15 protein-coding genes are annotated in these 17,122 nt (G+C 64.3%); 8 read left to right on the forward strand and 7 right to left on the reverse strand.

The features are described 5' to 3' along the window. Position 1 precedes the first annotated feature (1 nt). The 6 genes from AC097L_RS06000 to AC097L_RS06025 are packed head-to-tail and all read left to right on the forward strand — an operon-like array spanning position 2 to position 5,921. The gene (locus AC097L_RS06000) at positions 2-1,117 is read left to right on the forward strand and encodes a Gfo/Idh/MocA family protein (protein ID WP_479585353.1); all 1,116 of its coding nucleotides are present in this window, start codon (positions 2-4) and stop codon (positions 1,115-1,117) included. Continuing rightward, positions 1,117-1,971: an aldose 1-epimerase gene (locus tag AC097L_RS06005; protein ID WP_479585354.1), complete on the forward strand. Its 855-nt coding sequence runs from the start codon at positions 1,117-1,119 to the stop codon at positions 1,969-1,971. Before AC097L_RS06000 ends, AC097L_RS06005 begins: the two co-directional genes overlap by 1 nt. Further along, positions 1,971-2,867 (forward strand): SMP-30/gluconolactonase/LRE family protein, encoded by an 897-nt coding sequence (locus tag AC097L_RS06010; RefSeq protein ID WP_479585355.1) that lies wholly within the window; start codon positions 1,971-1,973, stop codon positions 2,865-2,867. Before AC097L_RS06005 ends, AC097L_RS06010 begins: the two co-directional genes overlap by 1 nt. Continuing rightward, positions 2,864-3,652: an SDR family NAD(P)-dependent oxidoreductase gene (locus AC097L_RS06015; protein ID WP_479585356.1), complete on the forward strand. Its 789-nt coding sequence runs from the start codon at positions 2,864-2,866 to the stop codon at positions 3,650-3,652. Before AC097L_RS06010 ends, AC097L_RS06015 begins: the two co-directional genes overlap by 4 nt. A 6-nt stretch (positions 3,653-3,658) precedes the next feature. Next, entirely contained in the window at positions 3,659-5,137 is a 1,479-nt protein-coding gene (locus tag AC097L_RS06020) for an NAD-dependent succinate-semialdehyde dehydrogenase (protein WP_479585357.1), read from the forward strand. Between the two features lie 16 nt (positions 5,138-5,153). Further along, positions 5,154-5,921 carry a TSUP family transporter gene (locus AC097L_RS06025; protein ID WP_479585358.1) on the forward strand — a complete coding sequence of 256 codons (768 nt, stop codon included), beginning with the start codon at positions 5,154-5,156 and terminating at the stop codon, positions 5,919-5,921. A gap of 40 nt (positions 5,922-5,961) precedes the next feature. Here the strand turns inward: AC097L_RS06025 and AC097L_RS06030 are convergent, their stop codons facing one another. Beyond that, the gene (locus AC097L_RS06030) at positions 5,962-7,380 is read right to left on the reverse strand and encodes an esterase-like activity of phytase family protein (RefSeq protein ID WP_479585359.1); all 1,419 of its coding nucleotides are present in this window, start codon (positions 7,378-7,380) and stop codon (positions 5,962-5,964) included. Between the two features lie 230 nt (positions 7,381-7,610). Here AC097L_RS06030 and AC097L_RS06035 point away from each other — a divergent pair, with 230 nt between their 5' ends. Then, complete coding sequence (locus AC097L_RS06035; RefSeq protein WP_479585360.1) at positions 7,611-8,579, forward strand: GGDEF domain-containing protein; 969 nt, start codon at positions 7,611-7,613, stop codon at positions 8,577-8,579. 1 nt (position 8,580) lies between these two features. On the opposite strand, the gene queF is transcribed toward AC097L_RS06035, so the two are convergent. The 6 genes from queF to AC097L_RS06065 form a co-directional block, all read right to left on the reverse strand. After that, complete coding sequence (gene queF / locus AC097L_RS06040) at positions 8,581-9,447, reverse strand: NADPH-dependent 7-cyano-7-deazaguanine reductase QueF (protein ID WP_479585361.1); 867 nt, start codon at positions 9,445-9,447, stop codon at positions 8,581-8,583. A gap of 64 nt (positions 9,448-9,511) precedes the next feature. Further along, positions 9,512-10,378: a 2OG-Fe(II) oxygenase gene (locus AC097L_RS06045; protein WP_479585362.1), complete on the reverse strand. Its 867-nt coding sequence runs from the start codon at positions 10,376-10,378 to the stop codon at positions 9,512-9,514. Continuing rightward, on the reverse strand, positions 10,371-11,156 hold the full coding sequence (gene yaaA / locus AC097L_RS06050; RefSeq protein WP_479585363.1) for a peroxide stress protein YaaA: 786 nt from the start codon (positions 11,154-11,156) through the stop codon (positions 10,371-10,373). The genes AC097L_RS06045 and yaaA overlap by 8 nt, the downstream gene beginning before the upstream one ends. A gap of 65 nt (positions 11,157-11,221) precedes the next feature. Next, complete coding sequence (locus tag AC097L_RS06055; RefSeq protein ID WP_479585364.1) at positions 11,222-12,214, reverse strand: lipase secretion chaperone; 993 nt, start codon at positions 12,212-12,214, stop codon at positions 11,222-11,224. 7 nt (positions 12,215-12,221) lie between these two features. Beyond that, positions 12,222-13,139: a lipase family alpha/beta hydrolase gene (locus tag AC097L_RS06060; RefSeq protein WP_479585476.1), complete on the reverse strand. Its 918-nt coding sequence runs from the start codon at positions 13,137-13,139 to the stop codon at positions 12,222-12,224. Between the two features lie 372 nt (positions 13,140-13,511). Continuing rightward, entirely contained in the window at positions 13,512-14,048 is a 537-nt protein-coding gene (locus AC097L_RS06065; protein ID WP_479585365.1) for a DUF4124 domain-containing protein, read from the reverse strand. Positions 14,049-14,205: 157 nt separating this feature from the next. Here AC097L_RS06065 and AC097L_RS06070 point away from each other — a divergent pair, with 157 nt between their 5' ends. Further along, on the forward strand, positions 14,206-17,073 hold the full coding sequence (locus tag AC097L_RS06070) for a valine--tRNA ligase (RefSeq protein WP_479585366.1): 2,868 nt from the start codon (positions 14,206-14,208) through the stop codon (positions 17,071-17,073). The last annotated feature ends 49 nt before the right edge of the window (positions 17,074-17,122 follow it).

A 17,122-nucleotide genomic window follows, 5' to 3' on the forward strand; every position in this document is an offset into this window, starting at 1 on the left:
CATGGCACAGACCATTCGTTACGGCATCATCGGCTGCGGCAGCATGGGCCGCGAGCACATTGAAAACCTCAAGGCCCTGGCGGGCACCCAGGTCACGGCTATCGCCGACCCGCACCCGGCCAGCCGCGCGGCGGCGTTGGACATTCTGCCCGCAGGCGTGCAGGTGTTTGAGCACCACCAGACGCTGCTAGACAGCGGCCTGTGCGATGCGGTGGTAATTGCCACGCCCAACTTCACCCACATCGAGATGATGCGCGCCGCGCTCCAGACCGACCTGCACATCCTGGTCGAAAAGCCCCTGGTGACCCGCATCGAAGACGGCGTGGAAATGGTCAAGCAGGCCGAGGGCCGCAAAGGCATTGTCTGGGTGGCACAGGAGTACCGCTACATGCCGCCGGTGGCCGAAATGATTCGCATGGCGCATGCAGGCGCCATCGGCACGCTGCACCAGGTAGCGATCCGCGAGCACCGCGAACCCTTCTACCCCAAGGTGGACGACTGGAACCGTTTCAGCGCCAACACTGGCGGCACGTTAGTGGAAAAGTGCTGCCACTACTTCAACCTGATGGACCTGATTCTGGGCGAAAAGCCAGTGTGCGTGTTTGCCTCCGGTGGCCAGCGCGTCAACCACCTCACCGAGGAATACGGCGGCCGCCGCCCCGACATTCTGGACAGCGCCTACGTGATCGTCGAATACGCCAGCGGTGCCCGCGCCATGCTCGACCTGTGCATGTTTGCCGAGAACTCGGTGGACAACGAGCAGGTGGTCATCGTGGGCGACGAAGGCAAGCTGGAGTCGCTGCTGCCCTCGCTCACGCTGCGCCATGGCCGCCGCGAAGACTGGGGCCGGCGCGAAACCTGGGGCCAGCCCTCGGGTACCGGCAAGGGCGTAGCCGTGCGCCGCGTGTGGGACACCAACATCAAATACGCAGGCCAGCACTTTGGTGCCTCGTTTATTGAGCACCAGCATTTCGCCGCCGCCATCCGCAACGGCACGCCGCCCGAGATCACGCTGGAAGAAGGCCTGCGCAGCGTGGCCACCGGCCTGGCCGCGCACCGCAGCATCGAGACCGGCCGCGCCGTGCTGATGAGCGAAGTGCTGCCCGCGGGCTGGTAATGCCAGACCACCACGGCATCACATTGCAGGCCGGGCCACTGCGCCTGGCCGTACGGCCCGACCTGGGCGGCAGCCTGGCCGGGCTGTGGCACCAGGGCAGGCCAGTGCTGCGCTCCACCGAGCCCAGCCTGCTGGCGGGGCCACGCCAGTCGGCCTGCTTCCCGCTGCTGCCCTATTCCAACCGGCTGGGGCAGCGGCGCTTTGCGTGGCAGGGGCAGAACTACACCACCGAGCCCAATTTCGACGATAGCCCCCACTCGCTGCACGGCGTGGGCTGGCTGCGCACCTGGCAAGTGGTACGGCAGACATCCGACCACCTGGGCCTGAGCTACACCCACACCCCAGACGGCCACTGGCCCTTCGCCTTCGAGGCCGAGCAAGACATCACGCTCACACCGCAAGCGCTGCAGCTGGAACTGCGGCTACGCAACACCCACGCGCGCGAGCAGCCCGTGGGCCTGGGCTGGCACCCCTACTTTCTCCACCGCGATGGCAGCCATCTGCAGGTGGATGTGACAAGCCGCTGGGAACGCGATGCCCTAATGCTGCCCACCCATGCCACGGCCCAGCAAGGCATCGATGCCCCGGTGCGGTCCCTCAACCTGGACCACTGCTTCGGCGGCTGGCCGGGCGTGGCCCACATCCGTGACGAACAGTTCGCGCTGCGCTTGTCGTCCACCCTGCCCTACCTGGTGGTGTTCACGCCCCCGGGGCAGTCGCATTTGTGCGTGGAACCGGTCAGCCATGTGAACAACGCCATCCAGCACGCGGCCCCTGCAAGCCAAGGGCTGGTGGCGTTGGCACCCGGTGCCGTGGCTACCGCGTCGCTGACGCTGGACGTGGAGGCGCTGTGATGGACATCCTTGCTCTGCCCGTGCCTGCCAGCCTGCTGGGCGAATCGCCCCTGTGGCACCCGCAGGAACAGGTGCTGTACTGGTGCGACATTCCGGGGCGGCAGTTGCACCGATTCGACCCGGCATCCGGGCAGCACCAGCACTGGCAATTCCACACCGAAGTTGCCTGCTGCGCGGCGCGTGCCCAAGGCGGCCTGCTGCTGGCCCTGCGCGACGGGTTGTGGCATTTCAACCCAGCGGACGGCAGCCGTATCCAGGTGGCCACCGCACCCTACCCGCAGGCCACCGAGCGCTTCAACGACGGCAAGGTGGACGCGCAAGGCCGCTTCTGGTGCGGCACCATCCACGAACCGCGCGACACACCCAGTGCCAGACTGTACCGCTGGGCCGACGGCCAGTTGCAGCGGGCTGCAGACGACATCACCGTCAGCAACGGCCTGGCCTGGAGCCCGTCGGGGCGCACCCTGTACTGGGCCGATACCCCGGCGCATGTGGTTTACGTCTGCGACTACGACGCGCAGCAGGGCAGCCTGTCGCACCGGCGGCCCTTCGCCCGCTTCACCCCACGCGATACGGCCAAAAGCCTGGCGCACTACGGTGGCCGCCCGGACGGTGCCACCGTGGATGCCGAGGGCTGCTACTGGGTGGCGATGTTTGAAGGCGGCTGCCTGCAACGCTTCACACCCCAGGGCGAGCTGCTGCAAATCCTGCCCCTGCCGGTGCGCTGCCCGACCATGCCCTGCTTTGGCGGGCCGGATCTGCGCACCCTTTTCATCACCACCTCCCGCGAGAAGCGGCCCGCGCAGGAACTGGCCGATATGCCTTTATCCGGCCAGGTGCTGCACCTGCGCGTGGCGGTTCCCGGCCTTGCCACCCACTTTGTGAATTCACCATGACCCAAGCCACCACCTACTACCCTTCCCTCAAAAACCGCGTCGTCTTCATCTCGGGCGGCAGCTCCGGCATCGGTGCCGAACTGGTGCGCGCCTTTGCCGCCCAGGGCGCACAGGTGGCCTTCTGCGGCCTGCGTGCCGACGGCGGCCAGCCACTGGTTGAAGAAATTACTGCCGCCGGGCACCCCACCCCGTTCTTCGCCCCCTGCGACGTGCGCGATGTGGAGGCATACCAGGCCCTGCTGGCGGATGTGGTCCAGCGCCTGGGCCCTGTCCGCGTGCTGGTCAACAACGCCGGGCGCGACGACCGCCACGCCATGGAAGACGTGACCTCGGCCATGTGGGACGAGCGCCTGGCGCTGAACCTCAAGCACTATTTCTTCGCCATCCAGGCCGTGGCCCCCGGCATGGCAGCCGCCGGTGGTGGCTCCATCATCAACATGGGCTCGGTGTCGTGGATGCGCGGCCGCCCCAACCTGGTGGGCTACACCACCGCCAAGGCCGGCATTCTGGGCCTGACCCGCACCCTGGCGCGTGAGCTCGGCGCGCGCAACATCCGCGTCAATGCCATCGTGCCGGGTGCCATCGTCACCGAGCGGCAAACCACACTGCACCGCGACCTGGCGGCCGACCAGCAGTTCCTGGACGCGCAGTGCCTGAAGATCCGCCTCGACCCCGGCCACGTGGCCCGCCCCACGCTGTTCATGGCCGCCGACGACAGCGACGGCATGACCGGCCAGCATGTGCTGGTCGATGCCGGTATCGCCCAGCAATCCGTTATTTCCTGAGCCTGTATGACCACCACGACTTCCCCCCTGGCACTGTTGAACGACCCCACCCTGCTCCAAACCGACGGCCTGATCGGAGCCGAGTGGACCAGTTCGGCAGAGCGCTTCACTGTCCATGACCCCGCTACCGGCCTGCCGCTGGCCGAAGTGGCCAACCTCAGTGCCCACCATGCGCTGCAGGCCGTGGCAGCCGCCGAGGCCGCAGGTCCGGCTTGGCGTGCCCGCCCGGCCAAGGAGCGTGCTGGCCTGATGCTGCGCTGGTTCCATCTGATCCACCAGCACGCCGACGATTTGGCCCGGCTGATGACGGCCGAGCAGGGCAAGCCCCTGGCCGAATCGCGCGGCGAGGTAGCCTTTGGTGCCAGCTTCATCGAGTGGTTCGCCGAGGAGTCACGCCGCATCTACGGCGAGACCATCCCCACCACCGACCCCGACAAACGCTACCTGGTGATCCGCCAGCCCATCGGCGTGTGTGCCACCATCACGCCGTGGAACTTCCCCATCGCCATGGTCACCCGCAAGCTGGCCCCCGCCCTGGCGGCGGGCTGCACCGTGGTCCTCAAGCCCGCCGAGCAAACACCGCTGTGCGCGCTGGCACTGGCCGAGCTGGCGCAACGCGCCGGTCTGCCGCCCGGGGTCATCAACGTGGTGCCTGGCGACGGTGCCCACTCCATTGCCATTGGCCGCGCCTGGTGCGAGAGCGATGCCGTGCGCCACCTGTCGTTCACCGGCAGCACCGAGGTCGGCCGCATCCTGATGCGCCAGTGCGCGCCTAGCATCAAAAAATTGTCGCTGGAGCTGGGCGGCAACGCGCCCTTCATCGTCTTTGACGATGCCGATCTGGACGCCGCCGTGGAAGGCGCCATGGCCAGCAAATACCGCAACGCCGGGCAAACCTGCGTCTGCGCCAATCGCTTTTACGTGCAAGACGGCGTGTACGACCGCTTCGTGGACAAGCTCGCCGTCAAGGCCCGCGCCATCCAGGTCGGCAACGGCTTCGATGCGGGCGTGCAGCAAGGCCCGCTGATCGATGCCGACGCGCTGGCCAAGGTGGAAGCCCATGTGCAGGACGCACTGGCCCGGGGCGCGCGCCTGGTGTGCGGCGGCGAACGCGTGGGCGAGCGCAGCTACGCCCCCGCCGTGCTGGCCGATGCCACCGCCGACATGCTGTGCGCGCGCGAGGAAACCTTTGGCCCCATGGCACCGGTGTTCCGCTTCCACACCGAGGCCGAAGTGCTCACGTTGGCCAACGCCACCGAGGCAGGGCTGGCCAGCTACTTCTACAGCCGCGACATCGGCCGCATCTTCCGGGTGGGCGAGGCGCTGGAGTACGGCATGGTGGGGGTCAACACCGGGCTGATTTCCACCGCCGAAGTGCCGTTTGGTGGGGTCAAGCAGTCGGGCCTGGGCCGCGAGGGTTCGCGCCACGGCATGGACGACTATGTGGAGCTGAAATACCTGTGTCTGGCGGGCATGGCCTCTTAAGAACGCGCCTAAACCCATGACACTGCCGCAGCACCTGCTGTTTTTGCTTTGTGCCGCCACCGCAGGCTATGTCCAGAACCTCACCGGCTTCGCGTTCGGGCTGGTGCTGCTGGGCATGGTGGGCTTGCTGGGTGTGGCCTCCATCGCCGATGTGGCCAATGTGGTCAGCGTGCTGACGCTGGTCAACGCCATCGTGCTGTTCTGCGCCACGCGGCCCAAGTTTGAAACCCGCATTCTGCTGCCAGCGCTGGCAGCCAGCCAAGTCGGCGTGGTGGGAGGCGTGCTGCTGTTGAACTGGCTCAGCAGCAGCCTGGTGGTGGTGCTGAGCCTGCTGCTGGGCCTGACCATCATCGCCTGTGCCAGTATGCTGGCCCGCTCAGTACAGGCCCTGGCACAACGTTCGTCCATCACCAGCTTCATGGCAGTGGGGGCGGTGTCCGGAGTGCTGGGGGGGCTGTTTTCTACCGCAGGTCCGCCGCTGGTGTACCACCTGTACCGGCAACCCCTGCCCTTGCGTGCCATCCGCGACACCCTGGTGGCCGTCTTCGCTGCCAACGCGGTGCTGCGCCTGTGCATGATGGTGCCCGCCGGGCATGTCAGCGGCAACGCCTTGCTGCTGAGCCTGGAGACGGTGCCACTGGTGCTGTTGCAAACCTACTGGATGGCAAACCACCCGTCCCGCCTGCAGCCCGCCACGGTCAAGCGCATCGTCTGCGTGCTGCTGGCGCTGGTGGGTTTCAGCCTGGTGGCATCGTCTTTGCACGCCCTGCATATTTTTAGATAAAACAGGGCTCTAGCGCATATTCTGCCTACGCCAGTAGCTATTATTTTTGTAGCAAACCTGATTTACGGCGCTGCAGGCCGCCCATCACGCCCAGGCCCAGCAGCACCAGCGCAAGGCTTTCCGGCTCGGGGATTTGCTGCTGCGTGAAGGTCGCACCCAAGTCGGCATCGCTGAGGGCGAAGACGAATATCTGGTTGTCGCCCGACAGACCCGGCACAAAGTCGTTGTCGTTGGCCACGTACAGGGTGTGCGACAGCACGCCGCCCAGGGTAATGTCGTCGCCAAACGCCAAGCCTTCGATCTTGGACGGGATCTGGCTGGCGCTGATGCCGTTGGCGGTAAGCACATTCACCAGGTCCAGCACCAGGGTTTTCTTGACCGCCGCGGCCTTCAGCTTGGTCTGGTCGGCGCTGGAGCCGGTGAGGTTGGTTACGTCGGTGGCACCGTCCAAGTCGATGCGAAAGAGCTGCTTGACCACAGCCGTGCTGCCGTCGCCCAGGCCCTTGCCGTCGCGCTCGTCCACCAGAAACTGGTGGTTGTTGAGTGCCACGATCTCGCTCACGCCAGAGCCGGTGGTGAGCTGGTAGCCATATTCGTGCGTCACACCGGTGGCGATATCGATGGTGACGATGCGCACCACCTTGTTTTTGTCCTGCTCCAGCGAGGCCTGCATGATGCCCACCAACATGGTGCCGTCGGGCGAAATCGCCAGGCCTTCCATGCCCTTGTTGGTCACGCGGCCGGTGGTATTGCCCGCGATTTCTACCGCGCCCTGGGCGCTGAGGGTGCTGATGGCCAGGTTCGTGGGCAGGGCAAAGCTCTTGATGCGCTGGCCAGTGGCGCGGTCAAACTGGTAGACGTAGGGGCCGTACTCGTCCGAGATGAACACGCTCTTGCCGTCTTTGGACACGCGCACCGCCTCGGGGTCCAGCCGGGCATTGTTGGGGTTGGTCGAGGGCTGGCTGGCATCAAAGTTGTCTGAGCGGCCGGTGAAGTAGTTGACACCCGCGCTGTTCTGCGCCGGTGCACCATTCGGCAGGCCTGCCGTCGTGCCCGTGCCGTAGACCAGCGGGGTGGCGCTGCTGAGCAGCGTGGTGGCCGTGAGCGTGGGGGTCAGGGTGTAGGGCAGGTTGCCCGAGGCGGTGGCCACCAGGTCCAGCTTCAGGGTCTGGAAGCGGGCGATGTACGAGGTAGTGTCGTCCACCTGGCTGTTGTAGGCGGTGGCGTTAGGGCCCCGGTCGGGCGTGGCCACAAAGGTGTTGCCACCGGCCCAGGCCAGGCCGGAACCCAGGCCACCCAGCACGTTGCCAGCCAAGCCGTTTTCCAGTTTGCCAGTGAGGCCCGACAAATCGGATGTGCCGCCCAGGGTGCCAATGGCGATCAGCGTGGGCGTGGCCTGTGCAGCCGTGGCGGCAAACAACGAGGCAAGAACAAGGGAGAGGATGGAGGTGCGGTGCATGGTGCGTGGGGTTGGGTACGTGGGGTTGGTATTGGTACCCGCAAAAACACTGCAGGCCAACCCAACAGCTTAGGCATGCTGCGTGACGGTGTGATGACCTCCCGTGACCAGCCCCCCCGCTCAGGCATCGCACATCCGGTTGCGGATGGGTAATATGCGGAGCAATGATCCCTAGCCCGCCCTTGATATCCAGCAGCTTTGCAACCCAGACCCTGGGACATTTGCGGCCCATGGTGAAGGCCAGCCAGGCACTGGGGATCTTTTTTTGCCTGCTGACGCTCATGGTGAAAGATTTTTACAGACCGCCCACCCAGTGGTTTCTGTACGGCTGGGTGGCGCTAGCGGTGTTGGGCCTGGCCGTCGCGTTCCGCTGCCAAAGCCTGCGCGCCTTGGCGGCGGCGGACACACTGACGGCCATCTCCGTGTCTGCCGCCATGGGCAGCGTGGCACCTTTTATATCGACACCGGAACTCTGCTTTACGACCATCGGCTTGGTCATGACCATTACCTCACCTCCTCTGTACGCCAACAGCGTCCATTTTGTGGGCTCGCGCATTCTGGTCTGGTGCCTGCTGGCATGGCTGATTCCGCTGCGCTCGATTGTCGGGATGGAGCAGGTCTTGTTAGGGCTGGTGGTGGTGGGCTCTTTGTGTGCCGGGCTGTTGGGCAACATCATGTTCATCCGCCTGCGGCAGGATGCCTATGCCCTGCAGCAGCAATTACACCAAGCCGCTTTTGTCGACAGCCTGACCCGCATTCCCAACCGGCGAGCCTTCTTGCTGCGCCTGGAACAGATGCTGCACAGCCTGCCCGCTGGCCAGACACTATTTTTCATGATGCTGGACGTGGACGACTTCAAAAAAGTGAATGACGATTTTGGCCACGACCAGGGCGATGCCGCGCTGCTCGACGTCGCCCAGGGCATTGCCGCGCAGGCCGACGCGCACAGCTTTGGCCGCCTGGGGGGTGAAGAATTTGCCGTAGCGGCGTTGCTGGACGAGGCCCGTGCCCAGGCACTGGCCCAGCGTTTGGTGCAAGACATCCACGGTCGCACGGTCTGCGGCAGGCCGCTGTCGATCAGCATCGGAGTGGCATGTTGGCACAGCACCGAACCCGCAGGGGAACTGATGCGCCGTGCCGACCAGGCCTTGTACCAGGCCAAGCACGCGGGCAAGAACCGCTACGTTCTGGCCCAATAACTCACTGCCGCGCGGTGCGGGTGTTGGCAGGCAATATGCCCGGGTGGCTGGTGCGAAACGGGTTGATGTCCAGCCCGCCGCGCCGGGTGTAGCGGGCGTAGACGGTGAGCTTGATGGGCTGGCAGCGGGTCCACAGCTCCATGAAGATGCGCTCCACGCACTGCTCGTGGAATTCGTTGTGGTTGCGGAAACTCACCAGGTATTTGAGCAGCCCGGCCTGGTCAATCTGCGGGCCGGTGTAGCGGATCTGCACGCTGCCCCAGTCGGGCTGGCCAGTGACCAGGCAGTTGCTTTTCAGCAGATTGCTGGTCAACACCTCCGACACCGGGGCTTCGTCTTGCGTGGCGCTGAGCAGCGTGGGGTCGGGGGTGTAGGTATCGAAATCCATATCCAGCCGGTCCAGGCTCAGGCCGTCCAGTTCGTGCACCGGCTCGCGGTAGAAAATCTCGGGCAGCAGGATGCGCACGCCCACGCTGGCCGGTCCGGACGATGTTGAGCTGCCGCGCCAGGCGGCTTCGCTGATGTCGGCGCGAATGCGGGCCTGCACGGCGGCGGCATCGGCAAAGCGGGTGTTGTTGAAGCTGTTCAGGTAGAGCTTGAAGGACTTGCTCTCGACGATGTTCGGGGTTTCGCACGGCACGGTGATGTGGGCCAGCGCCACCTGCGGCTTGCCACGCAAGTTGAGCCAGCTCAGTTCGAAGGCGGTCCACAAATCGGCTCCAAAAAATGGCGTGGCTGTGTCGGCCAGGCCAATTTCGGCCCGCTTGGTGGCGCGGGGAATGGGAAACAGCAGCGAGGCATCGTACTGGTCAATGTAGGCTGAAGCTTTGCCTAGCTGGGACTGGTCGGGGGTGTTGGCGTTGTTCACAGGGGTTTACTCATTTTTTGATAGCTACTGGCGCAGGTGCAATATGCGCCAGAGGTCAATTTCACTAATTAAATTCGTTTTCGCGGAGCCATTTAGTCGCAATCCACTTTTCGCCCGCCAGTACCGGCGCGCCGCCGTGCAGGGTTTGGGTGCTGGGGTGGGGCCGGTCGTAGCTGAAGAACACGGCATTACCGCGCTGTGGGGCCACTTCCAGCTGCACGTCAGGGAAGATAGTGGCTCCGCCTTGTTCGGGGGCCTGCAGGTAGATGATCAGCGTAGCCACGCGCTGGCCGCCACGCTCGAGAATGCGGGGCGTACCCGGCTCGTGCGGCTCAAAGTAGTCGTAATGCGGTTTGTACTGCGCGCCCGGCTGGTACTGCAGCACCTGCAGACCTTCGCCGTGGGTCTCGGGCCAGTCCAGCAGGCGGGCGATGCGGGCCTCGATGCGCTGGACCAGCGGGTTCTCGCCACGCTGGAAAAACATGCCCTCGCTGGTGCGGTCCACGTGCACTTCTTCGCCGCCACTTTGGGTTTCCACCGTGAGCGAGCGGCTCATGCGCGGGCCGGCCAGGTCTACCAAAGCGGTGCATTCCTCATCGCTGAGCAAGCCCCCCAGCACCACCAACCGGGGCTGGCGCATAACCGACAGCACGGCCACCTGGCGGTCACCCGCGTTCAGCCACAGGGGCGCACCGTCGAGTGCAGGGCTGGGCACGGGCACGGCAGGGGGGCGCTGCGCCTGCTGGCTGCGGTCTTGCAAATGCGCGGTCAGGGTCGCTTCCAGAGCGGCAATGGCCACGTCCTCGTCCCAGCCCGAAGCCCGCATGGACGCCAGCACCACGTCGGGCGCAAACCCGGCCTCGGCCTGCTCGATGATCCATTTGCGCAGGGCGGGCGTCACGGTTTGCGCAGGTGCGCCGGGCTTAGCCATGGGCGGCTCCGCTGCGGCGAAACACCAGCCGCTCGGGCGCGGAAGCAGCAGCGGCGAAGCTGTAACCCTCCAGGTTGAAGCCCTGCAGTTGCTGGGGCAGGCTGAGGCGGTGCTCGGCCGCAAACCGGGCCATCAGGCCGCGGGCGCGCTTGGCCATAAAGCTGATGATCTTGTACTGGCCGTTGCTGCGCAGCTCTTCAAACACGCATTCCACCACCTGGGCCTTGAGCGCCTTGCGGTCCACCGCCTTGAAATACTCTTGCGATGCCAGGTTCACCACCACAGGCGTGGCGTCGGCGCGCAGGCGCTGGTTGAGATATTCGGATATGTGGCTGCCCCAGTATTTGTACAGCGTAGCGCCCTGCGGGTTGGCCAGCCGGGTGCCCATCTCCAGACGGTACGGCTGCATCCAGTCCAGCGGGCGCAATACGCCGTACAGGCCGCTGAGGATGCACAGGTGGTCTTGCACCCAGGCCAACGCGTCGGCAGGCAAGGTGGCGGCATCCAATCCGCCGTACACATCGCCATTGAAGGCCAATACGGCCTGCTTGGCGTTCTTGGCAGTGAACTTGGGGCTCCAAGCCTGGTAGCGCGCCACATTCAGGGCCGACAAGACATCGCTGAGGTGCATCAGCTCGGAGATTTGCTGCGGTGTCTTGTTGCGCAGCAGCGCGATCAGGGCGCTGGACTGCGAGATGAATTGCGGTAGCGTGTGCGGCACAGCACCAGCGGGTGTGTCGTAGTCCAAAGACTTTGCGGGAGAAAGCAGAAACAGCATGGCAGCAGTAGGGGAAAAGACGCAGGCCACTATCTTAGACTGCCTGTACTCCCGCCCGACCACAGCTATTTCTCTTCATAAGCAGCCAGCCGACGGCGCTCCTCGGGGGCGAAGCGGGCTTGCTGCAACTGGGCCAGTGCCTGCTGGCGCTGGGCTTGCGGCTGGTCAGCACTCAGTAGGGCACTGCGCTCGCCCAGGTAAGCCGCGATGCGGCCCTGCCAGACTTGCTCTTCGCGGTCCACTTCGGCCAAGCGCGATGCTGCCTGGGTGCCAAAAGCCTGGGAACGCAGGCGGTAGATGTCGTCGTCGCTGCCGCCCCGCGCACGCAAAGCCTCGGCCTGCTGCTGGGCTTTCATCAAGGCCTGACCCGCTTCGCGCTCGGCACGCATGGCATCTGGCAAAACGGCATCCAGGGCGGCAAGTTGGACCTTTTTTTGTGCCGGGCTTAGCTTGGCGTTTTGGCTGATCTCCAGCCGGGCCAGTGCGTCTTGGTCATAGCGGTCTTCAAAACCGAACATGCCTTGGATCTCCTCCGCGCTAAAGTAATGCTCGCGCAGCTGCTGCATGGCCAGCATGCGCTGGCGGATGGCGGACAGGCCTGAGGTCGGGGGTGCCTGCGCAGCGTTCTGCTCCATGTCCACCAGCGCGCGCTTGAACGCCAGGTACAGGCCGAGCAGCCGCTGGGCCTGCTGCGCCTGGGCCGGGGTCAGGTTCTGCGCCAGCTCCCGGCGGATGCGTTCGGTGATGGCCTCGATACCGGCCTCTCCCACAGCGCTCAGATAGTAGTCAAACATGCGCACCAACTGCGCATACGCTTCGGGGCTGAACTTGTCAGCGCTCGGACCGCTACGCAGCACCCGCAGGTCGCCATCGGCCAAAGTGCCTTGCATGGACGGTACAAACGCCGGGCCGGGCAGGTGCGGCAGCGCAGCGGCAGAGGGTGCGTCGGTCGCGTCACCTGGGGGGCCGTCTACCGCGCCCCGCGCCCACAGCGCCCAAGCCGCCACGGCCAGTAGCAACAGCCCACAGACCCGGGTGAATGTTTGGCGTGTCCGCATGCGGGCCTCACAGCCCCAGGTTCTTCAGCCGGTTGGCTTGCTGGCGGTACAGCGTGACGGGGTTGGTCTCGAACAGGTTAACCAGGCCGGCCACCTGGTTGACCTCATCCAGGTGGTTCAGGTGGTAGTCGTCACGGATCACACGGCCCAGGTGCGAGGAGCAGCTGGACACCAACCCGTCGTTTTTGGCACCGGCAAAAGCCAGCGACGTCAGCGCCAGTGCCGGGTCCAGGATGTCCAGTGGGTTGGTGTAAGGCTGGGCGCCACTCCAAGAGAAATACGACACGCCGTTGACGCTGTAAGCCCCCTCCCCGCAGGCGCTGGTGGGGATGCCCTCAGGGTGCGCCTGGTTGAACTTGAGCGAGCCCGCCGTGCTGAGGGAGACGGCGGCGGCCTGGGAGTTTTGCGGCTGCTGCGGGTCATTCGATAAGACCGCGATCACGCTGGCCAGGCCATTGGCCACCGAGGTCAGCACGGTGTTGTTCAAGCTGCCCGCTGGCGCTACGCCCAGCAGCACGTCGGCCACGGCCGAGCCCTTGTTGACGCCACCCACCGAGGTTACCGATGCCACCAGGTCTGGCCGTACCGAGGCCACGTAGCGCGCGGTGGGCCCGCCGTGGCTGTGCCCCATCAGATTGACCTTGGCCGCCCCCGTCACCGCCAGAATCTGCTTGACCTGTGCCAGCAGTTGCTCCCCCCGCACCTCGGTGCTGTTGGCTGCGGATACCTGTGCCACATAGACCTGGGCGCCATCGGCCCGCAGCGCTTCCGGGATGCGGTACCAGTAATCCAGCGCGCCGATATTGTCAAAACCAAACAGGCCGTGCACCAGCACCACGGGGTAGCGGGTTTGGGAATAACCGCCAGCCCACACGGTGGCAGGCAACAAAACCAGAGCGCAGACACAGGCGCCCAACCATTTCATCAAGGCTTTTTTCACAGGGTTCTCCAAAGGGCCGAGGCCCACAGGGTTGAATAGGAAGCTGTCGGATATGCCAGGGGCATGCTGGATAGGCAGGCCTACGCGGTGCGGTCATTTGGCAGCTGGGGGTGGTAGCTGGCTCTGGCCAAAATAAGCACGCTCGTGCTATTTTGAAAAAATTTTAATGAACGACCCAGAGCTTGTCATGCTGGTAAACCCAGGCGGAATGCGGGCTGCCCGCCCGATGTGACACTCTGACGACATGCCACCGCCAAGGTAATGGCTCGCCCTTGCGCCTCAATACCAAGTATCACCAACCGGTCCGGCACCACCAAAACCGGTTACGCCAGGATGGCATGGCCACAACAGCGGGATTCACTCAGTAAACCAGCCTAGGCGCTTGAGGTGGATATTGGTCCACCCCACGTCGAGCTGGCTGTTTTTGATCTCGCAGGCCGCGGCCTTGCTGGTGTAGCCGCCGAAGGAGTTTTTGGCGTACAGGTTCATCTTCAACACGGTGCCTTCTTTGCGTACATCGCGCACATACGGCGAGCCGGGGTCTTTGAGCATGGGTTGGATAAAGCCCAGGCAGGTTTGCGCCTCGCCATCCAGCGCAGTGGCGGCCGGAGTTACCGACGTAGAAGGCATCTGAAGCGGCACACTGGGCGCAAAAGCATCGGCCTGGTTATTGGTTTTGATGGGCGAAAGTGACTCTGGGCTGGGCTCCACCACCACCGTACGACGACCGGGGCGGCCAGGGTTCAGCACCTCGCCAGAACCAACCAACGGGCAAGCCTGGGTTTGGTAAGTCACCTGGCCGTTGGGCGCAGTGCATTTATTGACCGCCCAGGCGGATGACGTCGACAAAATGGCCAACGCCAGCCAGGCGACGGCAGATCCAAATTGCTTCATTTTCAGGTTCTCGCAAACACCTACGGGGCCCGTAGTCAGCACCTTCAACGCAGGACGCAGCAGATTGTTGACCCGCAACCCGGCCCGGTAAAATCCGGCGAACCCGTAACCCATCCAAACGGCATCCCCACAGGATGCCGTTTTCCATGAAGCCCCCATGACCGACACCCTGCAACAACCCGGCCTGAACAGCCTGTCCAAATCCTTCGAACCCGCCGCGCTGGAAGCGCACTGGGGGCCGGAATGGGAGCGGCGCGGCTACGCCACGGCGGGCTACCGGGGTACGGGCCAGGCCAAAGACGGCGTCGAAGCGTTTGCCATCCAGCTGCCACCGCCCAATGTGACCGGCACGCTGCACATGGGCCATGCCTTCAACCAGACCATCATGGACAGCCTGGCGCGCTACCACCGCATGCAAGGCCACAACACCGTGTGGGTGCCCGGCACCGACCACGCAGGCATCGCCACCCAGATCGTGGTGGAACGCCAGTTGCAAGAGCAAAAAGTCAGCCGCCACGACCTGGGCCGCAAGAACTTTGTCGAAAAGGTGTGGGAGTGGAAGGAAAAGAGCGGCAACACCATCACCACCCAAATGCGCCGCATGGGCGACAGCGTGGACTGGAGCCGCGAATACTTCACCATGGACCCCAAACTGTCCAAAACGGTGACCGAAACCTTTGTACAGCTGTATGAGCAAGGCCTGATCTACCGCGGCAAGCGCCTGGTCAACTGGGACCCGGTTTTGCAAAGCGCGGTGAGCGACCTGGAGGTGGAGAGCGAAGAGCGCGACAGCTTCATGTGGCATATCGAGTATCCGTTCAGCGACGGCCCGCAAACTGCCGCTGACGGCACGCCCCTGCGTGGCATGCACATTGCCACCACCCGCCCTGAAACCATGCTGGCCGACGGCGCGCTGGCCGTGCACCCGGACGACGCACGCTACCAGCACCTCATCGGCAGACTAGTCGATCTGCCGCTGTGCGACCGGCAAATTCCGGTCATCGCCGACGATTATGTAGACCCGGCTTTCGGCAGCGGCTGCGTAAAAATCACCGGTGCCCATGACTTCAACGACTACCAGGTCGCCCAGCGCCACAAGCTGCCACTGATCACCATCTTCACGCTGGACGCAAAAATAAACGACAACGGCCCGGCGCAATACCGCGGCCTGGACCGCTACGACTGCCGCAAAGCGGTGCTGAAAGATCTGGAAGCCCAAGGCTTTCTGCAAAAAGCCGTACCGCACAAAAACATGGTTCCGGTATGCACCCGCACCGGCCAGGTGGTCGAGCCCATGCTGACTGACCAGTGGTTCGTGGCGATGACCAAGGTGAGCGACAAGGACCCCACCGGCAAATCCATCACCCAAAAAGCCATCGACGCGGTGCAGTCGGGCGAAGTCCAGTTTGTGCCCGAAAACTGGGTCAACACCTACAACCAGTGGATGAACAACATCCAGGACTGGTGCATCAGCCGCCAGCTGTGGTGGGGCCACCAGATTCCGGCCTGGTACGACGAAGACGGCAAGGTCTACGTGGCGCGCAATGAAGCAGAAGCGCAGGCGCAAGCGCCCGGAAAAACCTTGAAGCGCGACGAAGACGTACTGGACACTTGGTACTCCTCCGCCTTGGTGCCCTTCAGCACCATGGGCTGGCCCGAAAAGACGCAGGACTTTGACTTGTACCTGCCCTCCAGCGTGCTGGTCACCGGCTACGACATCATCTTCTTCTGGGTCGCCCGGATGATCATGATGACCAAGCACTTCACCGGCCAGGTGCCGTTCAAGCATGTCTACATGCACGGCCTGGTGCGCGATGCACAGGGCAAGAAGATGAGCAAGTCCGAAGGCAATGTGCTGGACCCGGTGGACCTGATTGACGGCATCGCCCTGGCACCCTTGCTGGACAAGCGCACTGTGGGCCTGCGCAAGCCCGAAACCGCACCCGCCGTGCGCAAAAACACCGAAAAAGAGTTCCCTGAAGGCATCCCCGCCTTTGGTGCCGACGCGCTGCGCTTCACTTTTGCGTCGCTGGCCTCGCTGGGCCGCAACATCAACTTCGACAGCAAGCGCTGCGAGGGCTACCGCAACTTCTGCAACAAGCTGTGGAACGCCACCCGCTTCGTGCTGATGCAGTGCGAAGGCCAGGACTGCGGCGTACTGGAAGACCAGCCTGCAGAGTATCTGGACCTGAGCCAGGCCGACCGCTGGATCGTCTCCAAACTGCAGCAAACCGAGGCGGAAGTGGCCAAGGGCTTTGCCGACTACCGCCTCGACCTGGTGGCCAACACGATTTACGACTTCGCCTGGAACGAGTTCTGCGACTGGTACCTGGAAATCGCCAAGGTGCAGATCAACACCGGCACAGACGCGCAAAAACGCGCCACCCGCCGCACCCTTATCCGCGTGCTGGAAGCCATTCTGCGGCTTGCGCATCCGCTGATTCCGTTCATCACCGAAGAACTGTGGCAAAAAGTGGCCCCAGTGGCCGGCATCCAAGGTGAGTCGGTGAGCATCGCCGCCTACCCGCAAAGCCAGCCCGCCAAGATCGACGAAGCCGCCATCGCATACATCACCAAGCTCAAGGGCCTGGTGGATGCCTGCCGCAACCTGCGCGGTGAGATGAATGTGTCGCCCGCCACCCGCATGCCGCTTTACTGCGTGGGCGATGCCGTGTTCATGCAGCAGGTCGCCCCCGTACTGCAGGCACTGGCCAAGCTGAGCGAGGTCAAGCTGTTTGACGACGAAGCTGCCTGGCAAGCCGCCGCGCAAGCCGCCCCCACCGTGGTCGCGGGCGACGCACGCCTGTGCCTGCACATGGAGATCGACGTGGCAGCCGAAAAGGCCCGCCTGGGCAAAGAGGCCGCCCGTCTGGAGGGCGAAATCGCCAAGGCGCACAACAAGCTAAGCAACGAGGCTTTTGTAGCCAAAGCCCCACCCGCCGTGATCGCCCTGGAGCGGGGTCGCATCACCGACTTTGGTGCCACTCTTGAACGCCTGAAAGAGCAGCTAGCTCGCCTGGGCTAACGGCACCCAATCTGACCAAGGGCAGAACGCATGCCCTCCAGAAACACCG

The organism is Rhodoferax sp. RT5P35 (assembly GCF_056521385.1).

Excerpts from the sequence above, each read along its gene's own strand:
- AC097L_RS06000 (WP_479585353.1), top strand. The coding sequence starts at position 2 with ATGGCACAGACCATTCGTTACGGCATCATCGGCTGCGGCAGCATGGGC.
- AC097L_RS06005 (WP_479585354.1), top strand. The coding sequence starts at position 1,117 with ATGCCAGACCACCACGGCATCACATTGCAGGCCGGGCCACTGCGCCTG.
- AC097L_RS06010 (WP_479585355.1), top strand. The coding sequence starts at position 1,971 with ATGGACATCCTTGCTCTGCCCGTGCCTGCCAGCCTGCTGGGCGAATCG.
- AC097L_RS06015 (WP_479585356.1), top strand. The coding sequence starts at position 2,864 with ATGACCCAAGCCACCACCTACTACCCTTCCCTCAAAAACCGCGTCGTC.
- AC097L_RS06020 (WP_479585357.1), top strand. The coding sequence starts at position 3,659 with ATGACCACCACGACTTCCCCCCTGGCACTGTTGAACGACCCCACCCTG.
- AC097L_RS06025 (WP_479585358.1), top strand. The coding sequence starts at position 5,154 with ATGACACTGCCGCAGCACCTGCTGTTTTTGCTTTGTGCCGCCACCGCA.
- AC097L_RS06030 (WP_479585359.1), bottom strand. The coding sequence starts at position 7,380 with ATGCACCGCACCTCCATCCTCTCCCTTGTTCTTGCCTCGTTGTTTGCC.
- AC097L_RS06035 (WP_479585360.1), top strand. The coding sequence starts at position 7,611 with ATGGTGAAGGCCAGCCAGGCACTGGGGATCTTTTTTTGCCTGCTGACG.
- AC097L_RS06045 (WP_479585362.1), bottom strand. The coding sequence starts at position 10,378 with ATGGCTAAGCCCGGCGCACCTGCGCAAACCGTGACGCCCGCCCTGCGC.
- yaaA (WP_479585363.1), bottom strand. The coding sequence starts at position 11,156 with ATGCTGTTTCTGCTTTCTCCCGCAAAGTCTTTGGACTACGACACACCC.
- AC097L_RS06055 (WP_479585364.1), bottom strand. The coding sequence starts at position 12,214 with ATGCGGACACGCCAAACATTCACCCGGGTCTGTGGGCTGTTGCTACTG.
- AC097L_RS06060 (WP_479585476.1), bottom strand. The coding sequence starts at position 13,139 with ATGAAATGGTTGGGCGCCTGTGTCTGCGCTCTGGTTTTGTTGCCTGCC.
- AC097L_RS06065 (WP_479585365.1), bottom strand. The coding sequence starts at position 14,048 with ATGAAGCAATTTGGATCTGCCGTCGCCTGGCTGGCGTTGGCCATTTTG.
- AC097L_RS06070 (WP_479585366.1), top strand. The coding sequence starts at position 14,206 with ATGACCGACACCCTGCAACAACCCGGCCTGAACAGCCTGTCCAAATCC.